Origin of the sequence: Dickeya lacustris (assembly GCF_029635795.1) — a bacterium.
Classification (GTDB): domain Bacteria; phylum Pseudomonadota; class Gammaproteobacteria; order Enterobacterales; family Enterobacteriaceae; genus Dickeya; species Dickeya lacustris.
Window position 1 is genome coordinate 2,213,620 of record NZ_CP114280.1, and the last position, 25,645, is coordinate 2,239,264.

The following is a 25,645-nucleotide window of genomic DNA, read 5'->3' on the forward strand; positions in this document are numbered from 1 at the left end:
TCCCCTGTTTTGTGTCATCCCTCTGCGTGCGTTCGCCGCGATGTCGGCAAGCCATGCTGCTTTTGTCGCCCACAGAGAGAAGTCGCTGCTGGATTAAAGGGGACATCATGGATAACCGCTTTACTCAGGCACACCGCGAAGCCCGCTGGTCACTGATACTGACGCTGGCCTATCTGGTGGCCTGGATACTCTTTGCCTATCTGCCCGACAACCTTCCTGGCCCGACCGGTCTGCCTCATTGGTTTGAGCTGGCTTGCCTGACGCTGCCGATGCTGTTTATTTTCCTGTGCTGGCTGATGGTGCGCGTCATCTTCCGCGATATCTCACTGGAGAGCCACGATGCAAACTGATGTGATTCTGCCGCTGATAGCCTACCTGATATTGGTATTTGGCCTGTCGGGGTACGCCTGGCGCAAGCGTCAGCAGGGCAGCTTTCTCAATGAATATTTTCTTGGCAGCCGCTCAATGGGCGGGTTTGTACTGGCGATGACGCTAATCGGCACCTATGTCAGCGCCAGCTCGTTTATCGGCGGCCCCGGTGCAGCCTACAAATACGGGCTGGGCTGGGTCTTGCTGGCGATGATTCAGGTGCCGACCATGTTGCTGTCACTGAGTATTCTTGGCAAAAAATTCGCTATTCTGGCCCGCCGCTATAACGCCATTACCCTCAATGACATGCTCTACGCCCGCTATGGCAGCCGCTTGCTGGTGTGGTTTGCCAGCCTGAGCCTGCTGGTGGCGTTTATCGGCGCGATGGCGGTGCAGTTCATCGGCGGCGCGCGGCTGCTGGAAACCGTGGCCCATGTCCCTTACAGCATCGGCCTGCTGATTTTCGGCATCACCATTGCGCTCTACACCGCCTTTGGCGGCTTTCGTGCCAGCGTACTGAATGATGCGCTGCAAGGCATCGTGATGCTGATTGGCACGGTACTGCTGCTGGCAGGCGTGATTTATGCCGCCGGGGGGCTGTCGGCGGCCGTCGTCAAACTGGAGCAAATTAATCCTGCGCTGGTCGATCCGCACGGTGCCAACCAGATCCTCTCCGCGCCATTCATGACCTCATTCTGGCTGCTGGTGTGCTTTGGCGTGATTGGCCTGCCGAATACCGCCGTACGCTGCATTTCTTATCGCGACAGCAAAGCGCTGCATCGCGGCATCCTGATTGGCACCGTCGTCATCAGTGTGCTGATGTTGGGAATGCATCTGGCGGGCGCATTAGGCCGCGCCATTCTGCCCAACCTCACCATTGCCGATCAGGTGCTGCCGGAACTGATGCTCACCGTGCTGCCACCGCTGGCGGCCGGTATTTTCCTCGCTGCACCGACGGCGGCGATTATGTCGAACATTAACGCCCACCTGTTGCAGGCGTCAGCCACCATCGTCAAAGATCTCTACCTGAGCGTGTATCCGCACAAGATGAGCCATGAGCGCCATATTCGCCGCCTCTCCAGCATGACCACCCTGCTGTTAGGCTTACTGGTGTTGCTGGCCTCCTGGCGTCCACCCGAGATGATAATCTGGCTAAACCTGCTGGCATTCGGCGGGCTGGAAGCGGTCTTTCTCTGGCCTTTGGTGCTGGGGCTGTACTGGGAGCGCGCCAACGCCACCGGCGCACTGTGCTCGATGTTTAGCGGTGCCGTTAGCTACACCCTGCTTGCCAGCTTCGGCATTCAACTGGCCGGGTTTCACCCGATCGCGCCATCACTGCTGTTAAGCCTGGTGGCATTTATTGTCGGCAACCGATTCGGGCACGCAAGCGTACCGGCGGTTGCCCCTTCTTCATCACATTAAACGTTTAAGACCAGAGGCCGCTATGCCGTGGATTCAACTCAAAATCAACACATCCGGTGCTCATGCCGAGCAACTGGGTGATGCGCTGTCCGAGAGCGGCGCCGTCTCCGTGACATTTCAGGATACACACGACACCCCGGTGTTCGAACCGCTGCCCGGCGAAACGCGTCTGTGGGGCGATACCGACGTTATCGGCCTGTATGATGCCGAAACAAATATGGCCGAGGTTGTCGCTATATTGGCGCAAGAACCGCTGCTTGGTGCCGGTTTTCGCCACAAAATCGAGCAACTTGAAGACAAGGACTGGGAACGGGAATGGATGGAAAATTTCCACCCGATGCAGTTCGGCAAGCGGTTATGGATTTGCCCGAGCTGGCGTGATGTGCCAGACCCGAGCGCAGTCAACGTGATGTTAGACCCGGGACTGGCGTTTGGTACCGGCACCCACCCAACGACTGCGCTGTGCCTGCAATGGCTTGACGGGCTCGACCTGGCAGGCAAAACCATTATCGATTTCGGCTGCGGCTCCGGCATTCTCGCTATTGCGGCGCTAAAACTCGGTGCCGCGCGCGCTATCGGCATTGATATCGACCCACAGGCTATTCAGGCCAGCCGTGATAACGCCCAGCGTAACGGCGTGTCGGAACGTCTGGAATTGTACCTGCCAAAAGATCAGCCCAAAGATTTGTCTGCCGATGTGGTGGTCGCCAATATCCTGGCCGGCCCGTTGCGCGAGCTGGCCCCGCTGATTAGCGTACTTCCCAAAACCGGTGGCCACCTCGGTTTGTCCGGTATTCTGGCGTCGCAGGCAGAAAGCGTGGCGCAAGCCTATGACGCGCTATTCCAGCTTGACCCTGTGGCTGAGAAAGAAGAGTGGTGCCGGATTACCGGAATACGCCACCCGGCCTGACCCTTCAGCCGCCAGCCGGGACATCCATTCCCCGGCTGGCAGGCTTGAGATTCCGCTATCTGCTGGCGTTAATTCCCTCATCTCTCACTGTTTTGCCCACTGAAAACAACATATTCAGGCAGATGTTTTATTTCCCCTACATGTTCATAAAAACAGCAATAAATTTATAACCCATTGTAAATAATAAAAAAATAAAAACACCTCGAAGACAAAGCAACATTTCATTGATCTGTTCCGCGCAATTGCTCAAAGTTTGGCCTTTCCTATCGCGTAAAAAATGCGTAATATACGCGCCCTTGCAGGCACAGTATGGTCACTCTTTGTCTATGCACATCGGACAATTTCAGCTTCCTAATCGTTTAATCGCCGCTCCAATGGCGGGTGTTAGCGATCGTCCGTTCAGGGCGCTCTGTTACGCAATGGGAGCAGGAATGACGGTTTCCGAGATGCTCTCTTCCAACCCGGAAGTGTGGCGCTCGGATAAATCGCGACTGCGCATGGTACATAGCGACGAGCCCGGTATTCGGGCGGTGCAGATTGCCGGTTGCGACCCACAAGAGATGGCGGCGGCCGCCAGAATCAATACGGATAATGGCGCGCAGATTATCGACATCAACATGGGTTGTCCGGCCAAGAAGGTGAACCGCAAGATGGCGGGTTCGGCACTGCTGCAATACCCGGCGTTAGTCAAAGAGATATTGACCACGGTGGTCAATGCGGTCGATGTACCGGTCACGTTGAAAATCCGTACCGGCTGGGCGCCAGAGCACCGTAACTGTGTTGAGATTGCCAAATTGGCTGAAGACTGTGGCATTCAAGCGCTAACCATCCATGGACGCACGCGCGCGTGTCTGTTCAATGGCGAGGCGGAATACGACAGCATTCGGGCAGTTAAGCAGAGCGTTGCCATTCCGATTATTGCGAATGGCGACATTACTGACCCGCGCAAAGCCAGAGCGGTTCTTGATTACACCGGGGCTGATGCCCTGATGATAGGACGTGCCGCTCAGGGAAGACCCTGGATCTTTCGGGAAATCCAGCATTATCTGGACACAGGGGAGTTGCTGCCACCCCTGCCATTGGCAGAGGTCAAGCGCTTGTTGATAGGGCACATACGGGAACTGCACGACTTTTACGGTCAAGGCAAGGGATTTCGTATCGCACGTAAACACGTGTCCTGGTATCTCCAGGCGCACGCCCCAAACGACCAGTTTAGGCGCACATTCAACGCCATAGAGGACGCCAGCGTACAGCTGGAGGCGTTGGAGGCATATTTTGAAAATCTTGCGTAAACAGAAAAAGAGCTGACAGAACTATGTTCGAACAACGCGTGAATTCTGACGTACTGACCGTTTCCACTGTAAACTCTCAGGCTCAGGTAACCCAAAAACCCCTGCGCGACTCGGTTAAACAGGCACTGAAGAACTATTTCGCTCAATTGAATGGTCAGGACGTAAATGACCTCTATGAGCTGGTACTGGCTGAAGTAGAACAGCCGCTGTTGGACATGGTGATGCAATACACTCGCGGCAATCAGACCCGCGCCGCCCTGATGATGGGTATCAACCGTGGTACGCTGCGTAAGAAATTGAAAAAATACGGCATGAACTGATACTAATCAGCTCATCATTTGAAAAAAGGCGCTCCCTTTAGGGTTAGCGCCTTTTTCTTCTTCAGCAATCATGAATCCCTGACCATTTTATTATCCACATTACGCATCATCGTGACGTCATGTGGCGTGCAACCAGCATAGCATTCAACTGATATCGGCGAGAATAAAACACCAACTAGCGTCCATTCAGCTGGTTCAATTGACGGCTACGCTTACGTAACCCCGCGATACCCTCACGTCGCCACACCGAAAAAGCCGCGCGCAAGCAACGGGAGAAAGAGCCATAATGCCGAACACCGTAATAAACAGCGCGTACAGCATTTTTCGGGAACGTCACAACCCGCCGAACCGCAAGATAATGCGGTGACTGACCAATCGCCTGCCAATCTCCCCGCAGTAGTCGGGCTAAGAAACGCAGCGGCTTGGTAAGTTGCCATGAGTAAGAATGAACAACATGCTGAAAACGCTCCTCTTGCTCATGCAAGGCCGCATCCTGCCGCTGAATCTCGTTATGGAGCACACCTGCGGCCTGCTCACCCGCTAATAGTTGAGCGGTGAGTGCGGCAAGGCGCTCTTCCATCGATGCCAAATACTGATCTTTAGACGCTAATTGCGTTTCCAGAAGCGCTTTCTCAGCCGCCATAGCGTCCAGAATGCTGTCTCGGGATGCAACATGCTGCTCTAATGACGTCACTTCGTGGCCATGCTGTATACAGGCTTTCTCTTTGGCATTAGACAATGCCGCTATGTCGTTTCTCAACGACACCAACATCTCTTCCTGCGATCCCAGCAGCGTTGTCAAACCGTCCAATTGCTTTTCTTTTGCAAAGATCTGTTGGCTCAAACCTTCTGATTGATCTTCTTTTGCCGCGAGCTGCTGGGTTAGCGTCTCCAGATCTGCTTCTTTTGCTGCAAGCTGCTGGGTCAGCGTCTCCAGATGTTCTTCTTTTGCTGCAAGCTGCTGGGTTAGCGTCTCCAGATCTGCTTCTTTTGCTGCAAGCTGCTGGGTCAGCGTCTCCAGATCTGCTTCTTTTGCTGCAAGCTGCTGGGTTAGCGTCTCCAGATGTTCTTCTTTTGCTGCAAGCTGCTGGGTCAGCGTCTCCAGATGTTCTTCTTTTGCTGCAAGCTGCTGGGTCAGCGTCTCCAGATGTACTTCTTTTGCTGCAAGCTGCTGGGTCAGCGTCTCCAGATGTGCTTCTTTTTCTGCGAGCTGTGGGGCAATCGTCTCCAGATGTGCTTCTTTTTCTGCAAGCTGCTGGGTTAACAACCCACACACATTCTCCCTGTCAGAGAGCTGCTGACCGAGAGAGGCAACCTGAGCCTCAAGAGACGCATTCTCAGCCTGATACGACGCAACCGTACCCTGCAAATCGGCGATAGTCTCCGTCTGAGCATGCATCATCTGTTTTACGCTATCGACACCCAGTGGGTCATCCGCAAGATAGCGATCACCCAGTGCCTGTTTAACTTCTGAAATCCAATAAGACTGCTGTTGTTCAAGCGTAACAAGGCGTTGTTCATACACTGCGGACGTTCTGGATGCACAGGCAGCAACGGCACGAACCAATTGCATCGGATCGTCAATAGCAACAACCGAATAAATTTCTCTGACAGGCAGATCGATAGCGCCTAACTCATGAAAAGAGTGGCAATCTAACGCAACGAGCCTGGCGCTGTTCACACCTTGATCGTCGATATTACGTGAACGGCTTAGGCCAACGTAAATCACGCCATTGAGGAGCGCAATGCCACGGGGGTATCCATCAAAACGGTACGAGCGAACCAGTTCACCCGATGGTGAGTACTCACGAATTTCCCTATCTTCAGAGCTGGCGACAAGGAGGTTATCGCCCATTTGCAGCAGACTATGCGGCTGAGACAATCCTTCAATAAGCCGCTCGCCGGTATAGAGATCCTGCACAAATCCGGCGCCAACGCTCTGGCCTTTATATTCTCGCGTGTGATGAAAATCGCCAAAAGCTGAAAATACGATCCGCTCTCCCCATGTGCCAAGGCAGTTCAAATGCATCGCATCATTTTCACCGGGGAAAACCCAGCGCTGCAACTCGGTACCATCCGGCGAGAATTTAATCACTTCATTATTAGTCGTGCCGACCAGGTAATAATGCTGATGAATAGCCATCACATCATGGACGTCATCAAAAACTATTGATTTATCAACCTCAATAGCTTGTTGGCCACAGAAAGCCAACGAGGCGGGTTGTATCGCACGTAATAACACGCCATTGGTGAAAAAAATACCGGTTGTATTGGTAGCATCCAATTTGTAATAGCTACCCTGATCTAGCAAAAACAGTCCTCCGCCATTAGGACAGGACACCAGAATATTAGAGAAAAGATTATTCATGGACTTTTACCTTTGCCACATAGCCGAAATCAATCATCCCGGTTGCAAGATTATTTTCCACAGGCATGACCCGGAACACAGCGGCATCAACCAAACGATGCAATACCGTCTCTTCCTCATCATGCATTCGTCCGAACACGCCTGCATTCATAAAATATGTGCCTGGGTTTAAGAGGCAATCAAAATCAAATGTCACGGTAATGGTCGTCCCTTGCAGCACTACCGGGATTGTATCTGACTGCTGCGACGACAGTGTCCCTCCCAACGGTAAGCCTGATATAGTGCGAATGACCATACCAAAGCGAACCTGAGCGACCGTGTGAGTAAAATGAACCTGATAAGTATATTGATAACGCCTGCGTCGTATCAGATTGTTGACCCGTTCACCATCGAATGTCCGAATAACGGGTTCTCTGACATATGCCCCTCTTGAAGAGTACTCCACCGTCCGGTTAGATACCAAGTGAGGATCGAATGACTCCTGCATCGGTGAAGCAATCGACGCCAACTCGACATCTTTTTCACAATGACTGAGGCTATCTGAGGTATATTCTATTGATGCCGCGACATCGCTTGCCGTTACACTCGCTTGCGCAATTTGTTCTTGTGCCACTAATTCTAATTCGGCCGATCTATCATCTTCGGCATCAACGGATAGCGGTATATCCTGATGCGCTTGCGCCATTTGCTTGATCTGCTCTCGAATCTGCGCTCTTTTGTCCTCTGGAGCATAGAGCAATTTTTGATAATTAATCACGGCAACGCGTGGTTTGCCCTGCCAGAGTAATTCACCACCGTCCAGCAACAACGCTCTGTCACACAATTCAACAACCGCTCCGGCGGAATGTGAAACGAACAAGATCGTTGTCCCCTTCTCCTTAAGCTCTGCAATTCGCGAAAAACACTTGCGTTGAAACAGCTCATCGCCAACGGCTAACGCTTCATCAACAACCAAAATTTGCGGCTCAACGTTCACTGATACGGAAAAGGCAAGACGAACAACCATACCACTCGAATAGGTCTTTACCGGTTGGTCAATAAAATCACCAATATCAGCAAAGGCAACAATATCATTGAACCGTTGCTCAATTTCTTCACGCTTTAGCCCCATCAAAGAGCCATTAAGGTAAACATTTTCTCGACCAGTGTACTCAGGGTTAAAACCAGACCCCAACTCCAGTAATGCAGCAATTCGTCCGTTAGTTACTACTGTGCCTTGCGTTGGTGTCAATGTGCCGCAAATCATCTGCAGTAACGTTGATTTCCCCCCACCATTACGTCCAACAATCCCTATGGTTTCCCCCCGCATTATCTCGAAAGAGACATTCTTCAACGCCCAAAACTCACTAAAATAGTGTTTAGTAGTTCGTTTCACCATTTTCCCAAGCTTTGGCAAGAGGAATTGTTTTAGGCGATCTGCTGGTTGAGCATAGACACTGTAACACTTACTAAGATTGTCGACCTTGATGGTAACATCAGAGGACATTGGACAGACTCCTTGAGCTTTATTACTGATTCCTGAGCCAGCAGTGTGGATGACTTGATAAACAACAAGCCAACAGCCATCTTTCGCTGCCTGGCGTCATACGCTAACAGTGGAATACGACGATGAGAGTGCGAGGATAGCAGACCCCTTCCTGAGGGAAAACGACCGTCTTGGTTCTTTCTCTTATTACTGTGCTCTCGTTGCTTATCATGCGCTGGTGTGCGCCGCAACAAATACAAACAAGGCTTATAGTAACGTCACGATATAATTACCACCATCTTTTCCAGCAGACTTCATTCGCAAAAACACCGGTGCTTCACTATATTCAACTCAGGTATAAGCCATATCTTTTACGTGCTTGGCAAACATCGCGACATCACGTAAATTCGCAGCATTTCTGACTGATAAAAACCCTAACCACACTTGGCAGGAACGATGATGAAAGCATTCCGTTTAGCATTACTCACCAGCGCCTTACTGAGCACCAGCGTTCTGGCCTACGCACAGGATGATTTGAGCGCCATCAAAACCGCAGGCGTTATCAAATTCGGCACCGAAGGGACATATGCGCCTTACACCTATCATGATGCCTCCGGCAAGCTGGTCGGTTTCGATGTGGATGTTGGCCGCGCGGTGGCAGAAAAACTGGGCGTGAAAGCGGAGTTCATCGAAGGCCGTTGGGATGGGCTGATTGCCGGTGTTGATGCCAAACGCTACGACGCCGTTATCAATCAGGTTGGCGTGACGAAAGAGCGTCAGGCGAAGTACGACTTCTCCAAACCCTATATTGATGCCAAATCGGTGTTGATCGTGCGGGGTGATAACACCAGCATCAAATCCTTTGCCGATCTCAAGGGGCATAAATCCGCCCAGAGCCTGACCAGCAACTATTCAAAACTGGCCACCAGCTACGGCGCAGACATCGTGCCGACCGATGGCTTTAACCAGTCGCTGGAACTGGTGTTGAGCGGCCGCGCTGAGGCAACGCTGAACGATAACCTGTCATTCCTGGATTTCAAAAAGCATAAACCGGATGCCAACGTCAAAGTGGTTGCGACGGCCGAAAGCGGCGATCCGTCCGCCATTTTACTGCGCAAAAACCAGCCGCAACTGGTTGACGCGCTGAACAAAGCGTTAGATCAAATCAAAGCTGACGGCACCTATCAGACCATTTCTGTGCGATACTTCGGACAAGACGTTTCCAAATAATGCATTGTCCTGCGCATGCATCGCTACCGGAGTGATCGTAGATGCCTTCATGGCTACAACTCATGGCAGACTCCTTTTGGAGTCTGCTTTCTGCTGGGCTAACCTTCACCGTTCCCCTCGCTATTCTTTCCTTTATTTTGGGTTTGATGCTCGGCGTCGTCGTGGCGTTGCTGCGCTTGTATGGCCCGAAACCGTTGAAAAAGCTGTGCGATTTTTATGTGTGGATCATTCGCGGCACACCGCTACTGGTACAGCTATTTCTGATTTTCTATGGCTTGCCCAGTGCCGGTATCACGCTGGATGCCTTTCCGGCAGCGCTGATTGGCTTTAGCCTGAACGTGGGTGCCTATAGTTCAGAGATAGTTCGTGGTGCGATTCTTTCCGTCCCCAAAGGTCAGTGGAATGCCGCTTACTCACTGGGTATGAGCGGGGCGCAGGCCATTCGCTGGGTAATTGTGCCGCAGTCGGTGTTTGTCTCGCTGCCGCCGCTGGCCAACACCTTTATTTCGCTGGTCAAAGACACCTCGCTGGCTGCCGTTATCACCGTGCCGGAAATGTTTCTGGCCGCACAGCGCATCGTCTCCGTCACCTACGAGCCGCTGATTCTCTACATTGAAGCCGCATTAATTTACCTGCTGTTCAGCACCGTGCTGAGTAAGCTACAAACCTGGCTGGAAGCCTATTACCAGCGCCATATCGTACATTAATGACCAGCCACCACCGGATACGGCCCGCCTTCACGCCGCGTCCCAACGGGCAGCCCGATTAACGTCGGGTTGCCTCAGCCCGTTGCGTGTTTGCACCGCGCCATCATAAGTTTTGCACTAAAAAAGACGCATCGCTGGAGTGCGACTGCTCTCATTGAGGCAACGTCCCGCTGTTAATGCCTCTCTTTCACCTCCGTTGCACCAAATAAGTTCAAAGAAATAACAACTCTGCCATTTTGGTGCAAATCATGCCTTCGCCTTATCCCGCTATAGCCTGCATTTATCACTAACAGCTACTGATACGATTTAGTTTTCTCTTTCGGCGAGCATAATCACGAATTGGCATTACTTTTGCTTAATCTCTGAGACGGGATGTTGTGTCTAGCACAACACCGACAGACAGAGCAGGCGTGGCATGACTGCGCCACACACAACAGCACATTACAATTATTAGGCACATACGATGATTATGAAAAAAGTGATTATGTCTACGCTGGTTGCCAGCGCTTCACTGTTTGCCTTCATCAATCAGGCACACGCAGGCGCAACCCTGGATGCCATTCAGAAGAAAGGGTTTGTACAGTGTGGTATCAGCGATGGGCTCCCTGGTTTCTCGTATGCTGATGCCAACGGCAAATACTCCGGTATTGACGTTGACGTCTGCCGTGGTGTCGCCGCTGCCGTATTTGGCGATGCCAGCAAAGTGAAATACACCCCGCTGACGGCAAAAGAGCGTTTTACCGCACTGCAATCCGGCGAAGTGGATATTCTGTCCCGTAACACCACCTGGACCTCCTCCCGTGATGGCGGTATGGGCCTCGCCTTTACCGGTGTGACTTACTATGACGGCATCGGCTTCCTGACGCATAACAAAGCCGGGCTGAAAAGTGCAACCGAGCTGGATGGCGCAACCGTTTGTATCCAGGCCGGTACCGATACCGAGCTGAACGTGGCGGATTATTTTAAAACCCACAACATGAAGTACACCCCGGTGACATTCGACCGTTCTGATGAAAGCGCCAAAGCGCTGGACTCCGGCCGCTGTGACACACTGGCTTCCGACCAGTCCCAGCTGTATGCCCTGCGTATCAAACTGGGTAAACCGGCTGATTTCGTGGTGCTGCCGGAAGTTATCTCCAAAGAACCGCTGGGGCCGGTCGTGCGCCGTGGCGATGAAGACTGGTTCGCCATCGTGCGCTGGACGCTGTTCGCCATGCTGAACGCAGAAGAAATGGGTGTGACCTCTCAGAACGTTGACCAGATGGCCGCCAAACCGACCACCCCAGACATGGCGCACCTGCTGGGCAAAGAAGGCAACTTCGGTAAAGACCTGAAAGTACCGGCTGACTGGGCGTATAAAATCGTTAAACAAGTCGGTAACTACGGCGAAGTGTTCGAACGTAACGTAGGTCAGGGCAGCGAGCTGAAAATCAAACGCGGCCTGAACGAATTGTGGAACAAAGGCGGCATTCAGTACGCCCCTGCCGTTCGCTAATTCCTGACGTAAAACCGGGCACGTACTGGCGAACAGGCGTGCCCTTGCTTTATCCGTTACTGAGGCTCCAACATGCTGCAACGCCCAACCGTGAAAGGTGATTTATCACTGACTAATCCAGCGGTGCGCGCCTGGTTGTATCAAATCCTTGCTGTCGTCATCGTGGTGGTGGCCGCTGCCTATCTGCTGCACAATACCGTCACCAATCTTTCGCAGCGCGGAATTACATCAGGTTTTGCCTTTTTAAATAACAGCGCCGGTTTCGGTATCGTCCAGCACCTGATTGATTACGATCAGGGTGATACCTATGCGCGGGTTTTTGTCATTGGCCTGCTCAACACGCTGCTGGTTTCGGTAATTTGTATTGTCTGCGCATCGCTGCTGGGGTTTATTGTCGGGCTGGCACGGCTGTCTGATAACTGGCTGCTGCGCAAACTCTCGACAATCTATATCGAAACGTTTCGTAACATCCCGCCATTACTGCAAATTTTCTTTTGGTACTTCGCGGTATTACGTAACCTGCCTGGCCCGCGTCAGGCCGTGAACGCACTCGATACCTTTTTTCTCAGCAACCGTGGTTTGTATATCCCGGCGGCGGAATTTGGCCCTGGCGCGCTGCCATCACTGCTGGTGCTGATAGCCACTCTTGGCTGTGCCATCGCCTTGTATCGCCGCAACAAACGCTACCATGAGCTCACCGGGCAACAGCGGCGTTACTGGCCCATCCCGCTGGCGATGCTGGTGGTACTGCTGGGCCTGTCTCACCTTCTCTTTGGCCGCGCGTTGCACTGGGATTTCCCGGTACTGAAAGGCTTTAACTTTAGCGGTGGTTTGGTGTTAATCCCTGAACTGGCAGCGCTGGCGCTGGCCTTATCGGTGTATACCTCATCGTTTATCGCCGAAATCATCCGCTCAGGGATCCAATCCGTATCCCATGGGCAACATGAAGCCGCCTTATCGCTGGGGCTGCCAAAGCCGGTGACGCTACGCAAAGTGATTCTGCCGCAGGCGCTGCGGGTCATTATCCCACCGCTGACCAGCCAGTACCTGAACGTGGTGAAAAACTCATCGCTGGCCGCCGCTATCGGCTATCCCGATATGGTGTCACTGTTTGCCGGTACGGTACTGAACCAAACAGGGCAAGCCATTGAAACGATAGCGATCACCATGTCGGTTTATTTGATTATCAGCCTGCTTATCTCCTTACTGATGAACCTTTATAACCGGAAAATCGCCTTAATTGAGCGCTAAAGGCACAGGATGACTATGACGACACACACTCCATCCCATCCGACACGCATCACCAGCGCTATGGTCTGGGCGAGGAAAAACCTGTTTTCCAGCATCACCAACAGCCTGCTGACACTGGCCTGCCTGTGGCTGCTGTGGACACTGATCCCGCCGTTGCTCAACTGGGCCATCCTTAAAGCCAGTTGGGTAGGCAGCAGCCGGGCCGACTGCACCAGCGATGGCGCGTGCTGGGTGTTTATTCATGCCCGTTTTGATCAGTTCATGTATGGGCTGTACCCGCGTGAAGAACTCTGGCGCATTAATTTTGCGCTGGTACTGGCGTTGCTGAGTATTTTGCCGATGTTCTGGCGCAACATGCCGCACAGGGGTCGCTATATCGCCGTCTGGTGCGTGGTCTACCCGCTGATGGCCTGGTGGTTACTGTTCGGCGGATTTGGCGGGCTGACGCGGGTGGAAACGCGTCAGTGGGGCGGCCTGACACTCACCATCATCATCGCCGCCATCGGTATTGCCGGTGCGCTGCCACTCGGTATCTTGCTGGCGCTGGGACGCCGCTCCAACATGCCGGTGCTGCGCGCGCTGTGCGTGATTTTTATCGAGTTCTGGCGCGGCGTGCCGCTGATTACCGTGCTGTTCATGTCCTCTGTGATGTTGCCGCTGTTCCTGACCGAAGGCACCACCATCGACAAGCTGCTGCGCGCCCTGGTGGGGGTGATCCTGTTCCAGTCGGCTTATGTGGCGGAAGTGGTGCGCGGTGGCTTACAGGCGCTACCGAAAGGGCAATATGAGGCGGCGCAATCTCTGGCGCTGGGTTACTGGCGCATGCAAGGGCTGGTAATTCTGCCGCAGGCGCTGAAGATGGTGATCCCCGGTCTGGTCAACACCATCATTGCGCTGTTCAAAGACACCAGTCTGGTCATCATCATCGGCCTGTTCGACCTGTTTAGCAGTATCCAGCAGGCGACGGTTGACCCGGCTTGGCTTGGCATGTCCACCGAAGGTTATGTGTTTGCCGCCATGCTCTACTGGATCTTCTGCTTTAGCATGTCGCGCTATAGCCAGCATTTAGAAAAACGTTTTGATACTGGACATAAGTCCCATTGAGGTTATCCATGAACCAGGACACATTAACATCGCCTTCCGACTACATGATCACGCTGGAAAATGTGAATAAGTGGTATGGGCAGTTCCATGTACTGAAAGACATCAACCTGCAAGTCAAACAGGGGGAGCGCATCGTGTTGTGCGGGCCGTCCGGCTCGGGCAAATCCACCACGATCCGTTGCATCAACCATCTGGAAGAGCATCAGCAGGGTCGCATTACCGTTGATGGCATCGAACTGAACCATGACAGCCGCAACATCGAAAAAATCAGAACCGAAGTGGGCATGGTATTCCAGCATTTCAACCTGTTCCCGCACCTGACCGTGCTGCAAAACTGCACGCTGGCACCGAGCTGGGTACGCGGTATACCGAAGAAAGAAGCCGAAGCGCTGGCGATGCACTATCTGGAACGTGTGCGCATCGCTGCCCATGCCCATAAATACCCCGGCCAGCTTTCCGGCGGCCAGCAACAGCGTGTTGCCATCGCGCGGTCGCTGTGTATGAAGCCGAAAATCATGTTATTTGATGAACCCACCTCCGCACTTGACCCGGAAATGGTCAAAGAGGTGCTCGATACTATGTTAGGGCTGGCAGAAGATGGCATGACCATGCTGTGCGTCACGCACGAAATGGGCTTTGCCCGCACGGTCGCTAATCGGGTGATCTTTATGGATCAGGGCGAGATCGTCGAACAAGCGCCACCGGATGTCTTCTTCACCACGCCACGCTCCGAGCGCACGCAAACCTTCCTGGCGCAGATTCTGCACTAACCCTTCGGGCATGCATGTACCGAGTGTCAAAGCCCGCCATCAGGCGGGCTTTTCTCTTTCCACAACGGCCCCGAGACCGGCGGCGGCCATTACCACCTCAAGGGGTTAACGCAACACCTGTGATGAGGCTTTGTTCCGATCCTTACATGTTGAATCGGTGCAATCCCAGGAGCGGAAGGGCGACAGCGTAACCTGCTGATTCAACGCCTGGCTGCCATCAATCGTCAGCACCAGACCACTCAAACGATTGACCAGACGATAGCTGCCATCGCGGCTTTCACTGCCGTCATCACGCGTCGTTAACGTCTCCACTTTTACCCATTGCGAACCCAGGCACGCATTCGCGTTCGCATCCTGCTCGCACGGATCGGGCAGTAATCCTACCTCTGCGCCCCACTTTCTCATCGCCTGAATATCTGCCGATGCCGTCACGCCCAGAAAACGCGTCTGTTCACGCTGGCCTGCGGGATACGCCGCGAGTCGCACATATCCATCCTGCTTATCCAGCCATTCCCAGCGTAAATTCGCCGGATGCTGATTGCGGTCATGAATAACCGTGAGATTGAAGTTAGCGTCTGCCGACAAGCGCTCCCCATTTTTATTTTGCAGCGTTGCTGCCGCTAGCGCCGTAGCCTGCCGCGCAGGGGCGCCGGTCAGCGTCACATCAATATATTCGCCACCATATTTCTGGCACTCAATATAACAAAACGTCCTGAAGGTTTTTCCAACGATAAAATTAGACAGCGTCTGCACCTGTGGGTCTAACATGAAACGATACCAGGAGCGGGTCACATAATTATTTAGCGTCAGCAGTTTCTCCCATTTCTGGCTGGAGAGGCTGTCTGTGGCATAAATATCCAGCGCGCTTTTCCCTTCATTTTTCGGGCCGGATGACGGTTCAGGCGTGCCAATGTATTTCTTTAAATAACTGTTCCATGAAACATTAATAACCCGCAATGGAGAATTGATGAGTTTTCCTTGCGCAGCCAATTCAGATGCCGTGCCACTCATGGTTTTAGGGTTATATTCAGGCAAGAAATACCCCTTCCTGGATATTTCAACAGGCACGATATTACTGGCGGGCCCAGCGTTACCTAATGCATAGTCATCAGAAATAAACTCTTCCCACACCCCATTATGGTATTTTCGCCAGCTACGCGGTGCCATTTTATCTGCAATCGGAGCCCGCATCACATGCGCCTGCATAAAAGAGCTAAACCCGCTCCAGCCAGAAAGATTCATGGTTCGGCTGGTATAAAACAGATAAAAATAACCTGATGCATAATCCACAAATAGTCTGGGGTCGCCGCCACCGTAATTATAGGTTTGCCCAAGCGAACTCTCTCGTGCATCCTTCATACCGTATTGCGAGGTTTGAATCACATCGGTGACGGCCCAATTCAGACCTTTATCGGTCGATTTAACCAACTCAATCGCATCATAGCGTGGGTTTACGCCGAAAATTTCATCGTGCAGCAAGCCGTACCAGTCACCACTATCCGGGTCAACCCAGACATCCATTAAGCCACAGTAATTGATGTAATCATAATCCGTGCCGCGCGGTTTAATGCGTTTCATCAGCGGCGTATTCACACACAACGGCACGGTATTTTGCACTGTCGCCCGATCATAAATCGCTTTTATCTTATTATAATCACCGAGCTTATCTTTTACTTTATTACTGGCGGCCTGATAATTATCAGCACTGAAAAACCGCCAGGCGTGGTCGGCGTTATTAGGATTGTATTGGTTATATTGAGAAAGCGTATCATGATAGAAATACTTTCCCGTTTCATCGAGAAAAGAAAACCCTGGTGAATCATTAGTCAGAAAGACAGCCGCAGGTGATGTATGTGATGCCGTGACTGCGGCTTGTACATTCTGAAAAGGAATACAGCTAAAATAAACGACACCAAAACCGATTAACCTCGCACTTGTCTTCATTCTTGTCTCCTCAGGTGACAATCAATGCGTCTCGCCCTTTTCTGGCGCAATCATTTATTCGCTACATGCAGGTCACTCTGTTTTTATATTTTTTGAGATTCTCTTGATTAAACGCCGTTGCCTGTACCGCATTAACCGAGCGCCACAACAGCGGTTGTTTATCGAGCATGCTGATGTGTTTAACACATTCGCACACCAGGCTATTTAAAAGCGTAAAACCAATAACAGAGGAGATGGAGCCCGTCGAAAAGTCATGGCCGGGAACAGGAATAATCGCATCGCCAGCCACACCACCCATATCCAGCACGTAGTCACAGACCTCTGCGAGTTTTTTACCGCTGTGATGGCGCGACGTCACCGAACGCGTAAACGCCAGTGACGTCAAACCAATGACAATCAAACCGCGTTTTTTCCCTTCCAGCGCAAATTCCACAGGAACAGGGTTACGCCCGGATGTGGACACCACAATGAGAATATCGCCTTGCCGTAATTCCTTTTCTGCATCAAGCGCTATTGCGGCCAACCCGTGTTGACGTTCAGCAAACGTGCTCATCGGCGCATAGGGCGATAGGGCTAAAACGGGTGGTAAAATAGCATTTACCTGTACCAAACCACCGGCACGGAAATACATTTCATGGGCGAACATTTGAGAATGACCACAGCCCGTCACATGGATCATGCCATCATTAATAATGGTATTCGCCATTGCCTGTGCGCAGGTGACAATAGATGCTTGCTGCCGTTTTATCGACTCGATATGTTGCAGCAAATCGGTTAAATATTTTCTGTACATCACCACTCTCCTTATTACAGGCAACTGACCCGGCCTTTCATCGACAAAATATGCGTTTTATTAATCGCATCACCTCTGTCCAGATTAGAGCTAACCCACACCGGCGGCGTCAGGCCTACGGCAGCCAGATTGCATACCGTTTGAGTCACCAGCGCTTGAATAATAGAAAAGCCAATCACCGACGAAACGGGACAACATTTTTCTGATAATCCATCCAGATGAATAATGGCGTCACCATACGGAATATTGAGATCAATCGTGACATCCGCCACCTCATTCAGGAAATAGCCTGACGAGTGCTTAGACGACGTTTTCTTACTAAATGCCATTGATTGCAGTGCGATAACGGGAATACCCCGTTTCTTTGCCGCCAACGCAATATCAATGGTCGGAATGGTTCGCCCGGCAATCGACACTAAAATAATACAGTCGTTTGGTGATACATTTTGATCGTCAAATACCGTGGTGCCCACCCCTTCAACCTCATAAATATGATCAGAGTACGCCTGAGTGTGTGGCGCTGTAGCAAACAGGTGTGGTAGCAATGGGTTAATTGGCACCAAACCGCCAGCGCGATAAAATGTTTCCATCGCATAAATATGGCAATGACCGCCAGAGACATGAATCACACCGTCTTTTTCAATGGTGCGCGTCATCAATTGGGTAGCCTCTTCAATATGAGTGCTTTCACTCTCAATGACTTTTTCAATAATGCGTTTACATTCGTCAATATAGTTAATCACATATCCCCCTTCACCCGTTTATTAAAGAACACCGAAGTAATGAAGAAATACTGAACCAACAATCATTCCGAGCATGGTTTTTACCGGTGACAGCCCGCGCATAATTAACTTGTAGCAGCCAATAACCACTATCAGGGGAAGAATATTAGGCATTATTTTATCTAAAATACCGTCCTGAATATTAATTAACGTATCACCAAGATGAATTTCAGCCCCCAGCCTGACCCTGACAAATGATGCCGTCAACGCGCCGACAACCGTGAGGCCGAGGATAGTGGCACCACGGCTAAATGCCTCGCTTTGCTGTTTTAACGTCCCTAGCGCACTTAACCCTAACTTATAGCCATAATTAAAAAGAGGAATATAGATTGAGAACCTAATCAGGTTAAATAACAGCAAAAAGATAATCGGTGCGATATAGAGATTATCCAATGCCAGCGCGGCTGCAATCGAGGCGGTAATCGGCAGAATCGTTAACTGGCACATTGCATCGCCAATTCCCCCAAGCGGCCCCATCGCGGCGACTTTGAAAGAGCGAATGGTCTCTATGGGCTGCTTACCTTTTTCCATTGCCAGGATAACGCCTTGCATAAAAGAAACCAGCCACGGCGAGGTATTAAAAAATTCATTGTGTAATTTTAATGATACAGACAAGTCATGCTTATTTTTATGAATCCGCTGTAATGCGGGTAACATTGCATAAAGAAAACCGGATGATTGCATACGCTGATAATTGAATGATGCCTGGACCCATAACATACGTAGCCAGGATTGCCGCATTACCTTTTTATCCAGCTCGACATGCGTCGTTTTATCGCAATATTCATCATCATTGATTTTTTCAGAAATTTGCTGCGACATATTAAATCCCCTCATCCATTTGTTTATTTTCTGATGGAATGACACGACGCCTATGCTCTGCCTGATTGAAATAGTCAATCGCCGCCACGGAGGTGCCGAGCAGGGCAATAGCAATAATGGGCAGTTTTAAGAACGTGGCACAGACAAAACCTATAATGAAAAAGGGAATATATTTTTTCTCTTTCAGCATCATTTTTAACAGCATGGCAAACCCAAGCGCAGGCATCATGGCACCCGCGATGCTCAGTCCATCAATGATAACTTTTGGCACTTGCTCAACAATCGTTTTCGCCACGACATCGCCAAACCAGGTGGGAATAAATGCACAGAGAAAGAAAGTGAAGAAATAGGTGAGCATGCCCAGATAATTAATACGCTCGATGCCTTTTACATCACAGGCACTGGCCATTTTATCGACTTTGGTCATGAGTGTGGCAAAGGCGGTGAATTGAATAACCGTCAGTTGCTGCATCAAAATAGCAAAAGGAATTGCAACCCCGACGACCGCACTGGGAGACAAGCCCGATTGAATACCAAAAACAACGCCCACCGCTGCGCCAATGGTGACATTCGGTGGCTGGGCTCCGGCTAACGGCATCAAACCGAGCCAGGCCAACTCCAGTGTTGCACCAATTTCAAGGCCAGCTTTAAGATCCCCCATAATTAAGCCGACAACGCTGCCTGTTACAATAGGCCGGCCTATCATGAACCCAGATCCATAATAATCTAACCCGGCCAGACCAACCCATAACGCTATTAATAATACCGTTAAAATATCCATACCTATGCCTTATAAGTATTGTTCAATATTTATTGGAGTATCAGACGGGTTACGCTGAATGGTGCAGCAAACCCCCAAGTGGACTAACTCCCTGAACGTATTTTTGTCTTCATCATCTAATGAAACCGTGGCGTGAACCTGCTCTTTTCCTTCCTTGTAGTGCATGTTCCCAATATTTATTTTTTTAATTGGCACGCCACCTTTCACCAGCGTTAATGCGTCTTGTGGGGTGCGAACCAGGATAAATATTTTCTGGTGGTCGGCTGCTTTATGAATAATATCTATCGTTTTTTGCAGGCTAAAAAATCGCGTATCAAATTCACCGGCTGACATTTTTGCTAATGCCTGCTGTGCCGGGTCTTGTGCAACAGCGTCATTAGCAAAAAGAATCAGATTACATCCAGAGTGCGGCCCATGGCCTACGGCAACCTGACCATGTAATCCTCGCTCATCAATTCGGGTATAGACAATATTCGGCATCGTTAAATTCCTTGCTTTATATTTTTGATATTTTTATTCATGAATATTTTTATAATTTGTTATCACTCATACACATACGAATTTTCGCCTCCACCACTTCTTCCATTGCCGTCATTGCCGGTACCAGATATTGGCGTGGATCGCTGGCATCAGGGTGGCGACAAAGAAAGGCTTTCATGGCATCGGCAAATGCTATCTTCAGCTCGGTTGCCACATTCACTTTGCAAATACCCAGCGAGATGCAGCGCCGCACATCCGCCTCGGCTACGCCGGACGCGCCATGCAGTACCAGAGGAATATCCACCTGCGTGCGAATCTCAGCCAGACGCGCAAAATCAAGACGCGGTTGCGCTTTATACAACCCATGCGCCGTACCAATCGCCACCGCCAGCGAATCAATACCGGTACGGTGTACAAACTCGGCGGCCTTAAACGGATCGGTAAATGTGGCGTGAGCGGCATCCACCGTCAGGTCATCTTCCTGACCACCCAGTTGACCCAGTTCCGCCTCAACGCTGGCTCCCATACGATGGCAGAAGGTCACGACGCGTTGCACCTTGTCGATATTCTCTGCAAAAGGAAAGTGGGAGGCGTCTATCATGGCCGAGTGAATACCCGCTTCAATTTTGCGACGAATATCCTGTTCGTCTTCATGATGATCAAGATGCAGCACCAGCGGCGTGCGGTGTTCCTGCGCGGCGGCCTGGCAAATCGAGATAAGGTACTCCACGCCCGCATGACGATAGGTGCCCGGCGTACCTGCCAGAATCACCGGTGAGCGCAGGCGCGCAGCGGTGCGGGCCACCACCTGCACGGTCTCCAGATTATGGATATTAAACGCCGGGATAGCGTAACCACGGCGCTGGGCATCTTTGAGCATTTCATGCGATGAGATCAGATACATACAGACTCCTGTGCGCCATTGTCATGGTTGACGCGACATCCAGAGAACAGAGCAGAGAAACAGGCGGGGTCTATCATCCGGCCAGCAACCCAAATATGTTGTTGATGCAACTGCGGCGTCAGGGCGAGCAAATTAGCCTGTTTCCCCACCGCCAGCGATCCCAGACGATCGGCAATACCGAGCATGCGGGCCGGGGCCAGCGACGCCATCTGAATCGCATCGGCCAACGGTACGCCAGCTAAATGCACCATATTGCGCACCGCATCGAGCAGGTTAAGGGTGCTACCGGCCAGGCCCCCGGCCTCGGTGCGAACCACCCCGGCTTTCATCTCCACCCGGTAGTTGCCCAGCAGATAGTGACCATCCGGCATACCGGCTGCGCGCATGGCATCGGTGATAAGCAGCAGGCGATCGCGGGCGCAACAATCGCAGAGCCGCAGCATACTGGGGTGTACATGATGACCATCCGCAATCAGCTCCAGCCAGGCGAACGGATGCACTAATCCTGCGCCAGCCATACCCGGCTCGCGGTGATGCAGGCCCTTCATGCCATTAAAGCAATGGCACCAACCCTGCGGCGCCAGCCGACAACGCCTCTCTGGTGATGTCATAACCGGCCGCAGAATGGCCGAGCATGACCCGAACACCCGCCGCGCTCAGGTGGCGAATGGCTTCCAGCGCATGCGGTTTTTCCGGTGCCAGCGCCACCACCCGCAGCGTGCCGCGCGCGCATTGTTGTAAGCCGTCGAGTTCGGCAATATTCAGTTCACGAAACAGCGCGGGGTCATGTGCGCCTTTATTTTCGGGTGTGAAGTACGGGCCTTCCAGATAACAGCCAAGCAGTTCTGCCCCCGGCATACCGGTTTGTACCCCATCGGCAATTCTGGCGAGCGTCCGCTCAATCAGCGCCAGAGGCGCTGTCACCGTTGTCGCCAGAAATGCCCCGACGCCTTCCGCCGCCTTGACAAGCGAGAGTTTATTGAGGGTGTCAGGCGCTTCATCCATAACATCCACCCCAGCGCCGCCGTGTACGTGCCCATCGATGAGCGCAGGCACTAACAACTCAACGTCGCACGCCGGGCGACCATCACCGATAGGCTCGATAGCGGTGATAATCCCATCGGCAAAGGTCAGCTGTTGGTGCTCCAGCCATCCTTGCTCGGTTAGCAGGCGACGCGCACGGATCTGAGCAACCATCAAATCCCCTCCTCCACCAAATGTGTTGGTGAGGTACTCTCTTTGCGCATCTCATCGGCTAAAGACGTCAGCCCACGGTGTCCGCACGCCAGCGCCTGAACGCGGAACTCGCAGGCTCCCAACGCATCACGCTCTAGCAACATCTCCAGCAGCAATTGAAGATTGACGCCGGTTATCACTTCGCGTTTAGGCGTTTGCATGGCTAACAGCGACGCCACGCGAAATGGCGTGCCCCCCAGTAAATCGGTGAGGAACACCACGCCATCGCCGTGATCCACCAAACAAAGTGCTTCCTCAAATTGCTGTTTTAACGTGCTGGTGGTTGATGATTCAGGAAAATCGATGACGGCCACATTGGGCTGCTCACCCAAAACCTGCTCCACCGCTTTTGCCATTCCGCTGGCAAAAGCGCCATGACCACTGATGATGATGCCCAGCATGTAACGCACTCCTTTGTTAGAGGGTTCAACACGACACTAACGGGTTAACAACGCGCTACCTGGAGAAACCCGTCTTCATTTAGAAAATACGTTTATCTTCATATTGATACTGACTTTTCTTCGGCTGAACGCTTACCTGCCACGCCATATTCCTGGCGCTCATGCGGGTAGATTTTCACCCCCTGAACAACCCGATTAACCTGCCCGCTCGGGCAAGGGTTATCAGGGCTGATGCCCAGCGTTAACGAGGTGTGGAAGGCATAGCATTGGGCATACAGCAGGTAGCAAAACGCCAGTTGGGCATCATCCCCTTGCAGGGTACGGGGCAGGTAGATGTACTCCCCCTCCTCAATACGGCTATCATGCTTGTCGGCAATCGCCACCACGCGGGCGGCCTGAGCGTCGGTGCGCAACTCGCGCAGTAAATCCAGGTCATATTGACGGGTATAGGGGTCATTAGAGATAAACAGCACAATCAGCGTCTGCCCGTTCACCACCGATTTGGGGCCATGGCGAAAGCCGGTTGGAGAGTCAAACAGTGCCACAACCTGCCCCCCGGTGAGCTCTAGCAATTTCAGCGCCGCCTCTTGCGCAACCCCTTGCAGGCTACCGCTGCCGAGGTAGATAACCCGCTGGGCTAGCGGATCATTCCATTGTGGTACGCATTGCACCGCTTGCGTCAGGATGTCCTCGCCAGCAAGCGTCAGTTGCACACAGTTTTGCTGATTGAACCGTTCTGGCAGAAAAACCGCCAGGCAACTCAGCATCATGCTGGTCAGGCTGCTGGTCATCGCGAAACTGCGATCATGGGTTTGCGCAGGCATCAACAGCGCTAATGAATGCGGCTCTTGCAAGCAACGCTGATAAAGCTTGCCCTCACCGTTACAGGTCAGGACAAGGTGGTAGCAGTGCGTGAGTAATTGACTGGCAAGCTCAACGGCCGCCACGCTCTCTGGGCTATTGCCGGAGCGGGCAAAAGAGATGAGTAACGTTGGGCAGTCCTGAGCCAGATACTCTGCCGGGTCAGTGACAATATCGGTAGTCGCAATCGCCTCAACCCGTCTATTCAGACAAGCGGCCAGATAGGGAGCCAGCGCACGCCCGGCAAAGGCAGACGTCCCAGCCCCTGTCAGAATCACACGCAGATTGTCATACGACAGCAACGGTGCAAGAAAACGCTCCACTGCGGGGCGGTTCGCCGCCACCATCGCCAGCGTCTCGCCCCAGGTAGCCGGTTGTTGGCGAATTTCCCGGGCCGTCGCCAAGCCATTGGCGGTACGTAATGCCTCAACGGGATAACCGAGGATCATGTCTACAGCTCCTTATACTACAGCGTCAAATTGGGGTGAGCAGGCGCAGGCATAGTGCCGTAACACGTCCTGAATCTGATCGAGAATGAGGTCATGAGGGGTAGCGGAGAGCCTGCCCTGACGCACCTTGCGGTACTGCAAGGGTAAGTGCTGACTGAGCAGCGGCAACGGGATGGATTCAGCTGCTAAGTTATTGAGTAATTTTGCATAACACTCATCAACGCGCTTATCCGGCCAGTAATAGCGGATGCGATCTGAATAGCTGTAGCCACGGGCCAGACGACAGGCATCCGCGCTCCCCTGATAGTGGCTACGCCAAAATTCGGGGCGGTCTAACATCGCGGCTTCCAGTACCTGACGCAGGCCTGAAACGTCCCGCTGCGGCACTAATTCCTCTTCAATCGCCGCAAGCGCAAACAGCGCTTCACGCAGCGCGAATGTCAGCGCCGGGCCGACTTTGAGAATCGCGAAGTGGTCACGAACCAACTGGCGATATGCCTGCGGGGTTTGATAATCCGTAGAATGGGCTTCAAACACCATGTGAGGATACGCATCAAGCGCAGCGCTCAATAAAGTGGCTTTTTCTGGCTGATAATCAATAACATGGGTATGGTCGAATTCGACCCCCGGCTGTACTACCAATGCAATCACCCGTGGCCAGATAGAGGCTAGTCCGACACGCGTGAAGGCCTGCCGATGCGCCTCTAGCGTGTGGTGGGCCGCGTGCGGCGTTGTCACAGCCAGCCCGTCTAGCGCTTCGTGAGCACCGCCTGGCACAGGCACTTCCGTGCCAATCACATACAGCAAATCGCAACATCCAAACCGCGCCAGACAGGTTTGTTCAGCAACGAGAGCCAGGCGAGCCGCACGTTCAGCCACCACATCATCGGTTAAAGGCACCGGGTCGCCCTGACAAGACATACTGCAATCCAGATGGATTTTTTTAAAACCAGCCCGGACATAACTGGCGATTAACTCTTCGGCATAAGCCATCGCCTGCTCCGCTGGCTCATTTTGCCAGCGGTTGGGGCCAAGGTGATCGCCACCCAAAATAAGGCGGTGAATAGGAAAGCCACAGTCCGTCGCAAGCTGATAAAGGCGGTCGCGAAAATCAACCGGCGTCATTCCCGTATAGCCGCCAAACTGGTCTACCTGATTAGAAGTGGCCTCAACCAACAGCAACTCATCCCTTGCTGCTGCAAGGCGAAACGCAGCTTCCAGTACCAATGGATGCGCGGAGCAGACAGCATATATCCCTATAGCTTCGCCCTGCTTATGCCTTTCGATTAACGACACCATGGATTTCATTTCGCTTCCTTTGTTTCTTTTTTTCACCAAATTAGTTTCGATTCCTTTTTAAAACATATACCCTTCCCCTGCGAAACGAAATACAGTGTGGTTCACATCATGAGCAAGATCACAAAAAGAAAGGAAACGAAAGAAAAAGGCTGGTGTTAAATGACGAACTGCGCCGTTATTTAACTGAGTG

General features: G+C 52.1%; 23 protein-coding genes and 1 pseudogene. 11 read left to right on the forward strand and 13 right to left on the reverse strand.

What is annotated here, in order from left to right; all coding sequences use genetic code 11:
- The first annotated feature begins 107 nt into the window (after positions 1 to 107).
- The 5 genes from O1Q98_RS10050 to fis all read left to right on the forward strand — a co-directional run bounded on the left by O1Q98_RS10050 (position 108) and on the right by fis (position 4,313).
- Positions 108 to 350 carry a YhdT family protein gene (locus O1Q98_RS10050; protein WP_125257961.1) on the forward strand — a complete coding sequence of 81 codons (243 nt, stop codon included), beginning with the start codon at positions 108 to 110 and terminating at the stop codon, positions 348 to 350.
- Positions 340 to 1,791 (forward strand): sodium/pantothenate symporter, encoded by a 1,452-nt coding sequence (gene panF / locus O1Q98_RS10055; protein ID WP_125257960.1) that lies wholly within the window; start codon positions 340 to 342, stop codon positions 1,789 to 1,791. The genes O1Q98_RS10050 and panF overlap by 11 nt, the downstream gene beginning before the upstream one ends.
- A 22-nt stretch (positions 1,792 to 1,813) precedes the next feature.
- Positions 1,814 to 2,701: a 50S ribosomal protein L11 methyltransferase gene (gene prmA / locus O1Q98_RS10060; protein WP_125257959.1), complete on the forward strand. Its 888-nt coding sequence runs from the start codon at positions 1,814 to 1,816 to the stop codon at positions 2,699 to 2,701.
- Positions 2,702 to 3,027: 326 nt separating this feature from the next.
- A complete protein-coding gene (gene dusB, locus O1Q98_RS10065; protein WP_125257958.1) occupies positions 3,028 to 3,993 on the forward strand; it encodes a tRNA dihydrouridine synthase DusB in 966 nt (321 codons plus the stop codon).
- Between the two features lie 23 nt (positions 3,994 to 4,016).
- Positions 4,017 to 4,313: a DNA-binding transcriptional regulator Fis gene (gene fis, locus O1Q98_RS10070; RefSeq protein ID WP_012883002.1), complete on the forward strand. Its 297-nt coding sequence runs from the start codon at positions 4,017 to 4,019 to the stop codon at positions 4,311 to 4,313.
- A 175-nt stretch (positions 4,314 to 4,488) separates the two neighbouring features.
- On the opposite strand, the gene O1Q98_RS10075 is transcribed toward fis, so the two are convergent.
- Both O1Q98_RS10075 and O1Q98_RS10080 read right to left on the reverse strand, forming a co-directional pair.
- Positions 4,489 to 6,681 (reverse strand): DUF4915 domain-containing protein, encoded by a 2,193-nt coding sequence (locus O1Q98_RS10075; protein ID WP_125257957.1) that lies wholly within the window; start codon positions 6,679 to 6,681, stop codon positions 4,489 to 4,491.
- The gene (locus tag O1Q98_RS10080) at positions 6,674 to 8,167 is read right to left on the reverse strand and encodes an ABC transporter ATP-binding protein (protein ID WP_125257956.1); all 1,494 of its coding nucleotides are present in this window, start codon (positions 8,165 to 8,167) and stop codon (positions 6,674 to 6,676) included. The genes O1Q98_RS10075 and O1Q98_RS10080 overlap by 8 nt, the downstream gene beginning before the upstream one ends.
- 438 nt (positions 8,168 to 8,605) lie before the next feature.
- Between O1Q98_RS10080 and O1Q98_RS10085 the strand changes: the two genes are divergently transcribed.
- From O1Q98_RS10085 to O1Q98_RS10110, 6 genes are all read left to right on the forward strand, one after another.
- On the forward strand, positions 8,606 to 9,376 hold the full coding sequence (locus O1Q98_RS10085) for an amino acid ABC transporter substrate-binding protein (protein ID WP_125257955.1): 771 nt from the start codon (positions 8,606 to 8,608) through the stop codon (positions 9,374 to 9,376).
- Positions 9,377 to 9,417: 41 nt separating this feature from the next.
- On the forward strand, positions 9,418 to 10,083 hold the full coding sequence (locus O1Q98_RS10090) for an amino acid ABC transporter permease (protein ID WP_125257954.1): 666 nt from the start codon (positions 9,418 to 9,420) through the stop codon (positions 10,081 to 10,083).
- Between the two features lie 469 nt (positions 10,084 to 10,552).
- The gene (locus O1Q98_RS10095) at positions 10,553 to 11,578 is read left to right on the forward strand and encodes an amino acid ABC transporter substrate-binding protein (protein WP_035345656.1); all 1,026 of its coding nucleotides are present in this window, start codon (positions 10,553 to 10,555) and stop codon (positions 11,576 to 11,578) included.
- Positions 11,579 to 11,650: 72 nt separating this feature from the next.
- On the forward strand, positions 11,651 to 12,829 hold the full coding sequence (locus tag O1Q98_RS10100; RefSeq protein ID WP_125257953.1) for an amino acid ABC transporter permease: 1,179 nt from the start codon (positions 11,651 to 11,653) through the stop codon (positions 12,827 to 12,829).
- 15 nt (positions 12,830 to 12,844) lie between these two features.
- Positions 12,845 to 13,933: an amino acid ABC transporter permease gene (locus O1Q98_RS10105; RefSeq protein WP_125257952.1), complete on the forward strand. Its 1,089-nt coding sequence runs from the start codon at positions 12,845 to 12,847 to the stop codon at positions 13,931 to 13,933.
- Between the two features lie 8 nt (positions 13,934 to 13,941).
- A complete protein-coding gene (locus tag O1Q98_RS10110; protein WP_125257951.1) occupies positions 13,942 to 14,703 on the forward strand; it encodes an amino acid ABC transporter ATP-binding protein in 762 nt (253 codons plus the stop codon).
- Positions 14,704 to 14,808: 105 nt separating this feature from the next.
- On the opposite strand, the gene O1Q98_RS10115 is transcribed toward O1Q98_RS10110, so the two are convergent.
- The 11 genes and pseudogenes from O1Q98_RS10115 to kbaZ form a co-directional block, all read right to left on the reverse strand.
- Positions 14,809 to 16,647: a hypothetical protein gene (locus O1Q98_RS10115; RefSeq protein WP_125257950.1), complete on the reverse strand. Its 1,839-nt coding sequence runs from the start codon at positions 16,645 to 16,647 to the stop codon at positions 14,809 to 14,811.
- 61 nt (positions 16,648 to 16,708) lie between these two features.
- Entirely contained in the window at positions 16,709 to 17,440 is a 732-nt protein-coding gene (locus tag O1Q98_RS10120; RefSeq protein ID WP_125257949.1) for a sugar isomerase domain-containing protein, read from the reverse strand.
- 14 nt (positions 17,441 to 17,454) lie between these two features.
- Positions 17,455 to 18,183 carry a sugar isomerase domain-containing protein gene (locus O1Q98_RS10125; RefSeq protein WP_125257948.1) on the reverse strand — a complete coding sequence of 243 codons (729 nt, stop codon included), beginning with the start codon at positions 18,181 to 18,183 and terminating at the stop codon, positions 17,455 to 17,457.
- A 21-nt stretch (positions 18,184 to 18,204) separates the two neighbouring features.
- Positions 18,205 to 19,044, reverse strand: a complete 840-nt coding sequence (locus O1Q98_RS10130; protein WP_125258004.1) for a PTS system mannose/fructose/sorbose family transporter subunit IID — start codon at positions 19,042 to 19,044, stop codon at positions 18,205 to 18,207.
- A gap of 1 nt (position 19,045) precedes the next feature.
- Positions 19,046 to 19,825: a PTS N-acetylgalactosamine transporter subunit IIC gene (gene agaW, locus O1Q98_RS10135; protein ID WP_125257947.1), complete on the reverse strand. Its 780-nt coding sequence runs from the start codon at positions 19,823 to 19,825 to the stop codon at positions 19,046 to 19,048.
- Positions 19,826 to 19,834: 9 nt separating this feature from the next.
- Positions 19,835 to 20,305: a PTS N-acetylgalactosamine transporter subunit IIB gene (agaV, locus tag O1Q98_RS10140; protein WP_125257946.1), complete on the reverse strand. Its 471-nt coding sequence runs from the start codon at positions 20,303 to 20,305 to the stop codon at positions 19,835 to 19,837.
- A gap of 49 nt (positions 20,306 to 20,354) precedes the next feature.
- On the reverse strand, positions 20,355 to 21,209 hold the full coding sequence (locus O1Q98_RS10145) for a tagatose bisphosphate family class II aldolase (protein ID WP_125257945.1): 855 nt from the start codon (positions 21,207 to 21,209) through the stop codon (positions 20,355 to 20,357).
- 74 nt (positions 21,210 to 21,283) lie between these two features.
- Positions 21,284 to 22,406, reverse strand: a pseudogene (gene nagA, locus O1Q98_RS10150) (N-acetylglucosamine-6-phosphate deacetylase); the annotation flags it as partial.
- Positions 22,406 to 22,846, reverse strand: coding sequence for a PTS galactosamine/N-acetylgalactosamine transporter subunit IIA (gene agaF / locus O1Q98_RS10155; RefSeq protein WP_125257943.1), 441 nt, complete (start codon positions 22,844 to 22,846; stop codon positions 22,406 to 22,408). The gene agaF and the pseudogene nagA, both read right to left, overlap by 1 nt.
- A 98-nt stretch (positions 22,847 to 22,944) precedes the next feature.
- Positions 22,945 to 24,156, reverse strand: a complete 1,212-nt coding sequence (locus tag O1Q98_RS10160) for an SIS domain-containing protein (RefSeq protein WP_125257942.1) — start codon at positions 24,154 to 24,156, stop codon at positions 22,945 to 22,947.
- Between the two features lie 12 nt (positions 24,157 to 24,168).
- Entirely contained in the window at positions 24,169 to 25,464 is a 1,296-nt protein-coding gene (gene kbaZ / locus O1Q98_RS10165) for a tagatose-bisphosphate aldolase subunit KbaZ (RefSeq protein WP_125257941.1), read from the reverse strand.
- Positions 25,465 to 25,645 lie beyond the last annotated feature (181 nt).

Bases quoted from the DNA above. Each gene is read 5' to 3' on its own strand.
- O1Q98_RS10050 (WP_125257961.1), top strand. From the start codon at position 108: ATGGATAACCGCTTTACTCAGGCACACCGCGAAGCCCGCTGGTCACTG.
- panF (WP_125257960.1), top strand. From the start codon at position 340: ATGCAAACTGATGTGATTCTGCCGCTGATAGCCTACCTGATATTGGTA.
- prmA (WP_125257959.1), top strand. From the start codon at position 1,814: ATGCCGTGGATTCAACTCAAAATCAACACATCCGGTGCTCATGCCGAG.
- dusB (WP_125257958.1), top strand. From the start codon at position 3,028: ATGCACATCGGACAATTTCAGCTTCCTAATCGTTTAATCGCCGCTCCA.
- fis (WP_012883002.1), top strand. From the start codon at position 4,017: ATGTTCGAACAACGCGTGAATTCTGACGTACTGACCGTTTCCACTGTA.
- O1Q98_RS10075 (WP_125257957.1), bottom strand. From the start codon at position 6,681: ATGAATAATCTTTTCTCTAATATTCTGGTGTCCTGTCCTAATGGCGGA.
- O1Q98_RS10080 (WP_125257956.1), bottom strand. From the start codon at position 8,167: ATGTCCTCTGATGTTACCATCAAGGTCGACAATCTTAGTAAGTGTTAC.
- O1Q98_RS10085 (WP_125257955.1), top strand. From the start codon at position 8,606: ATGAAAGCATTCCGTTTAGCATTACTCACCAGCGCCTTACTGAGCACC.
- O1Q98_RS10090 (WP_125257954.1), top strand. From the start codon at position 9,418: ATGCCTTCATGGCTACAACTCATGGCAGACTCCTTTTGGAGTCTGCTT.
- O1Q98_RS10095 (WP_035345656.1), top strand. From the start codon at position 10,553: ATGAAAAAAGTGATTATGTCTACGCTGGTTGCCAGCGCTTCACTGTTT.
- O1Q98_RS10100 (WP_125257953.1), top strand. From the start codon at position 11,651: ATGCTGCAACGCCCAACCGTGAAAGGTGATTTATCACTGACTAATCCA.
- O1Q98_RS10105 (WP_125257952.1), top strand. From the start codon at position 12,845: ATGACGACACACACTCCATCCCATCCGACACGCATCACCAGCGCTATG.
- O1Q98_RS10110 (WP_125257951.1), top strand. From the start codon at position 13,942: ATGAACCAGGACACATTAACATCGCCTTCCGACTACATGATCACGCTG.
- O1Q98_RS10115 (WP_125257950.1), bottom strand. From the start codon at position 16,647: ATGAAGACAAGTGCGAGGTTAATCGGTTTTGGTGTCGTTTATTTTAGC.
- O1Q98_RS10120 (WP_125257949.1), bottom strand. From the start codon at position 17,440: ATGTACAGAAAATATTTAACCGATTTGCTGCAACATATCGAGTCGATA.
- O1Q98_RS10130 (WP_125258004.1), bottom strand. From the start codon at position 19,044: ATGTCGCAGCAAATTTCTGAAAAAATCAATGATGATGAATATTGCGAT.
- agaW (WP_125257947.1), bottom strand. From the start codon at position 19,825: ATGGATATTTTAACGGTATTATTAATAGCGTTATGGGTTGGTCTGGCC.
- agaV (WP_125257946.1), bottom strand. From the start codon at position 20,305: ATGCCGAATATTGTCTATACCCGAATTGATGAGCGAGGATTACATGGT.
- O1Q98_RS10145 (WP_125257945.1), bottom strand. From the start codon at position 21,209: ATGTATCTGATCTCATCGCATGAAATGCTCAAAGATGCCCAGCGCCGT.
- agaF (WP_125257943.1), bottom strand. From the start codon at position 22,846: ATGCTGGGCATCATCATCAGTGGTCATGGCGCTTTTGCCAGCGGAATG.
- O1Q98_RS10160 (WP_125257942.1), bottom strand. From the start codon at position 24,156: ATGATCCTCGGTTATCCCGTTGAGGCATTACGTACCGCCAATGGCTTG.
- kbaZ (WP_125257941.1), bottom strand. From the start codon at position 25,464: ATGAAATCCATGGTGTCGTTAATCGAAAGGCATAAGCAGGGCGAAGCT.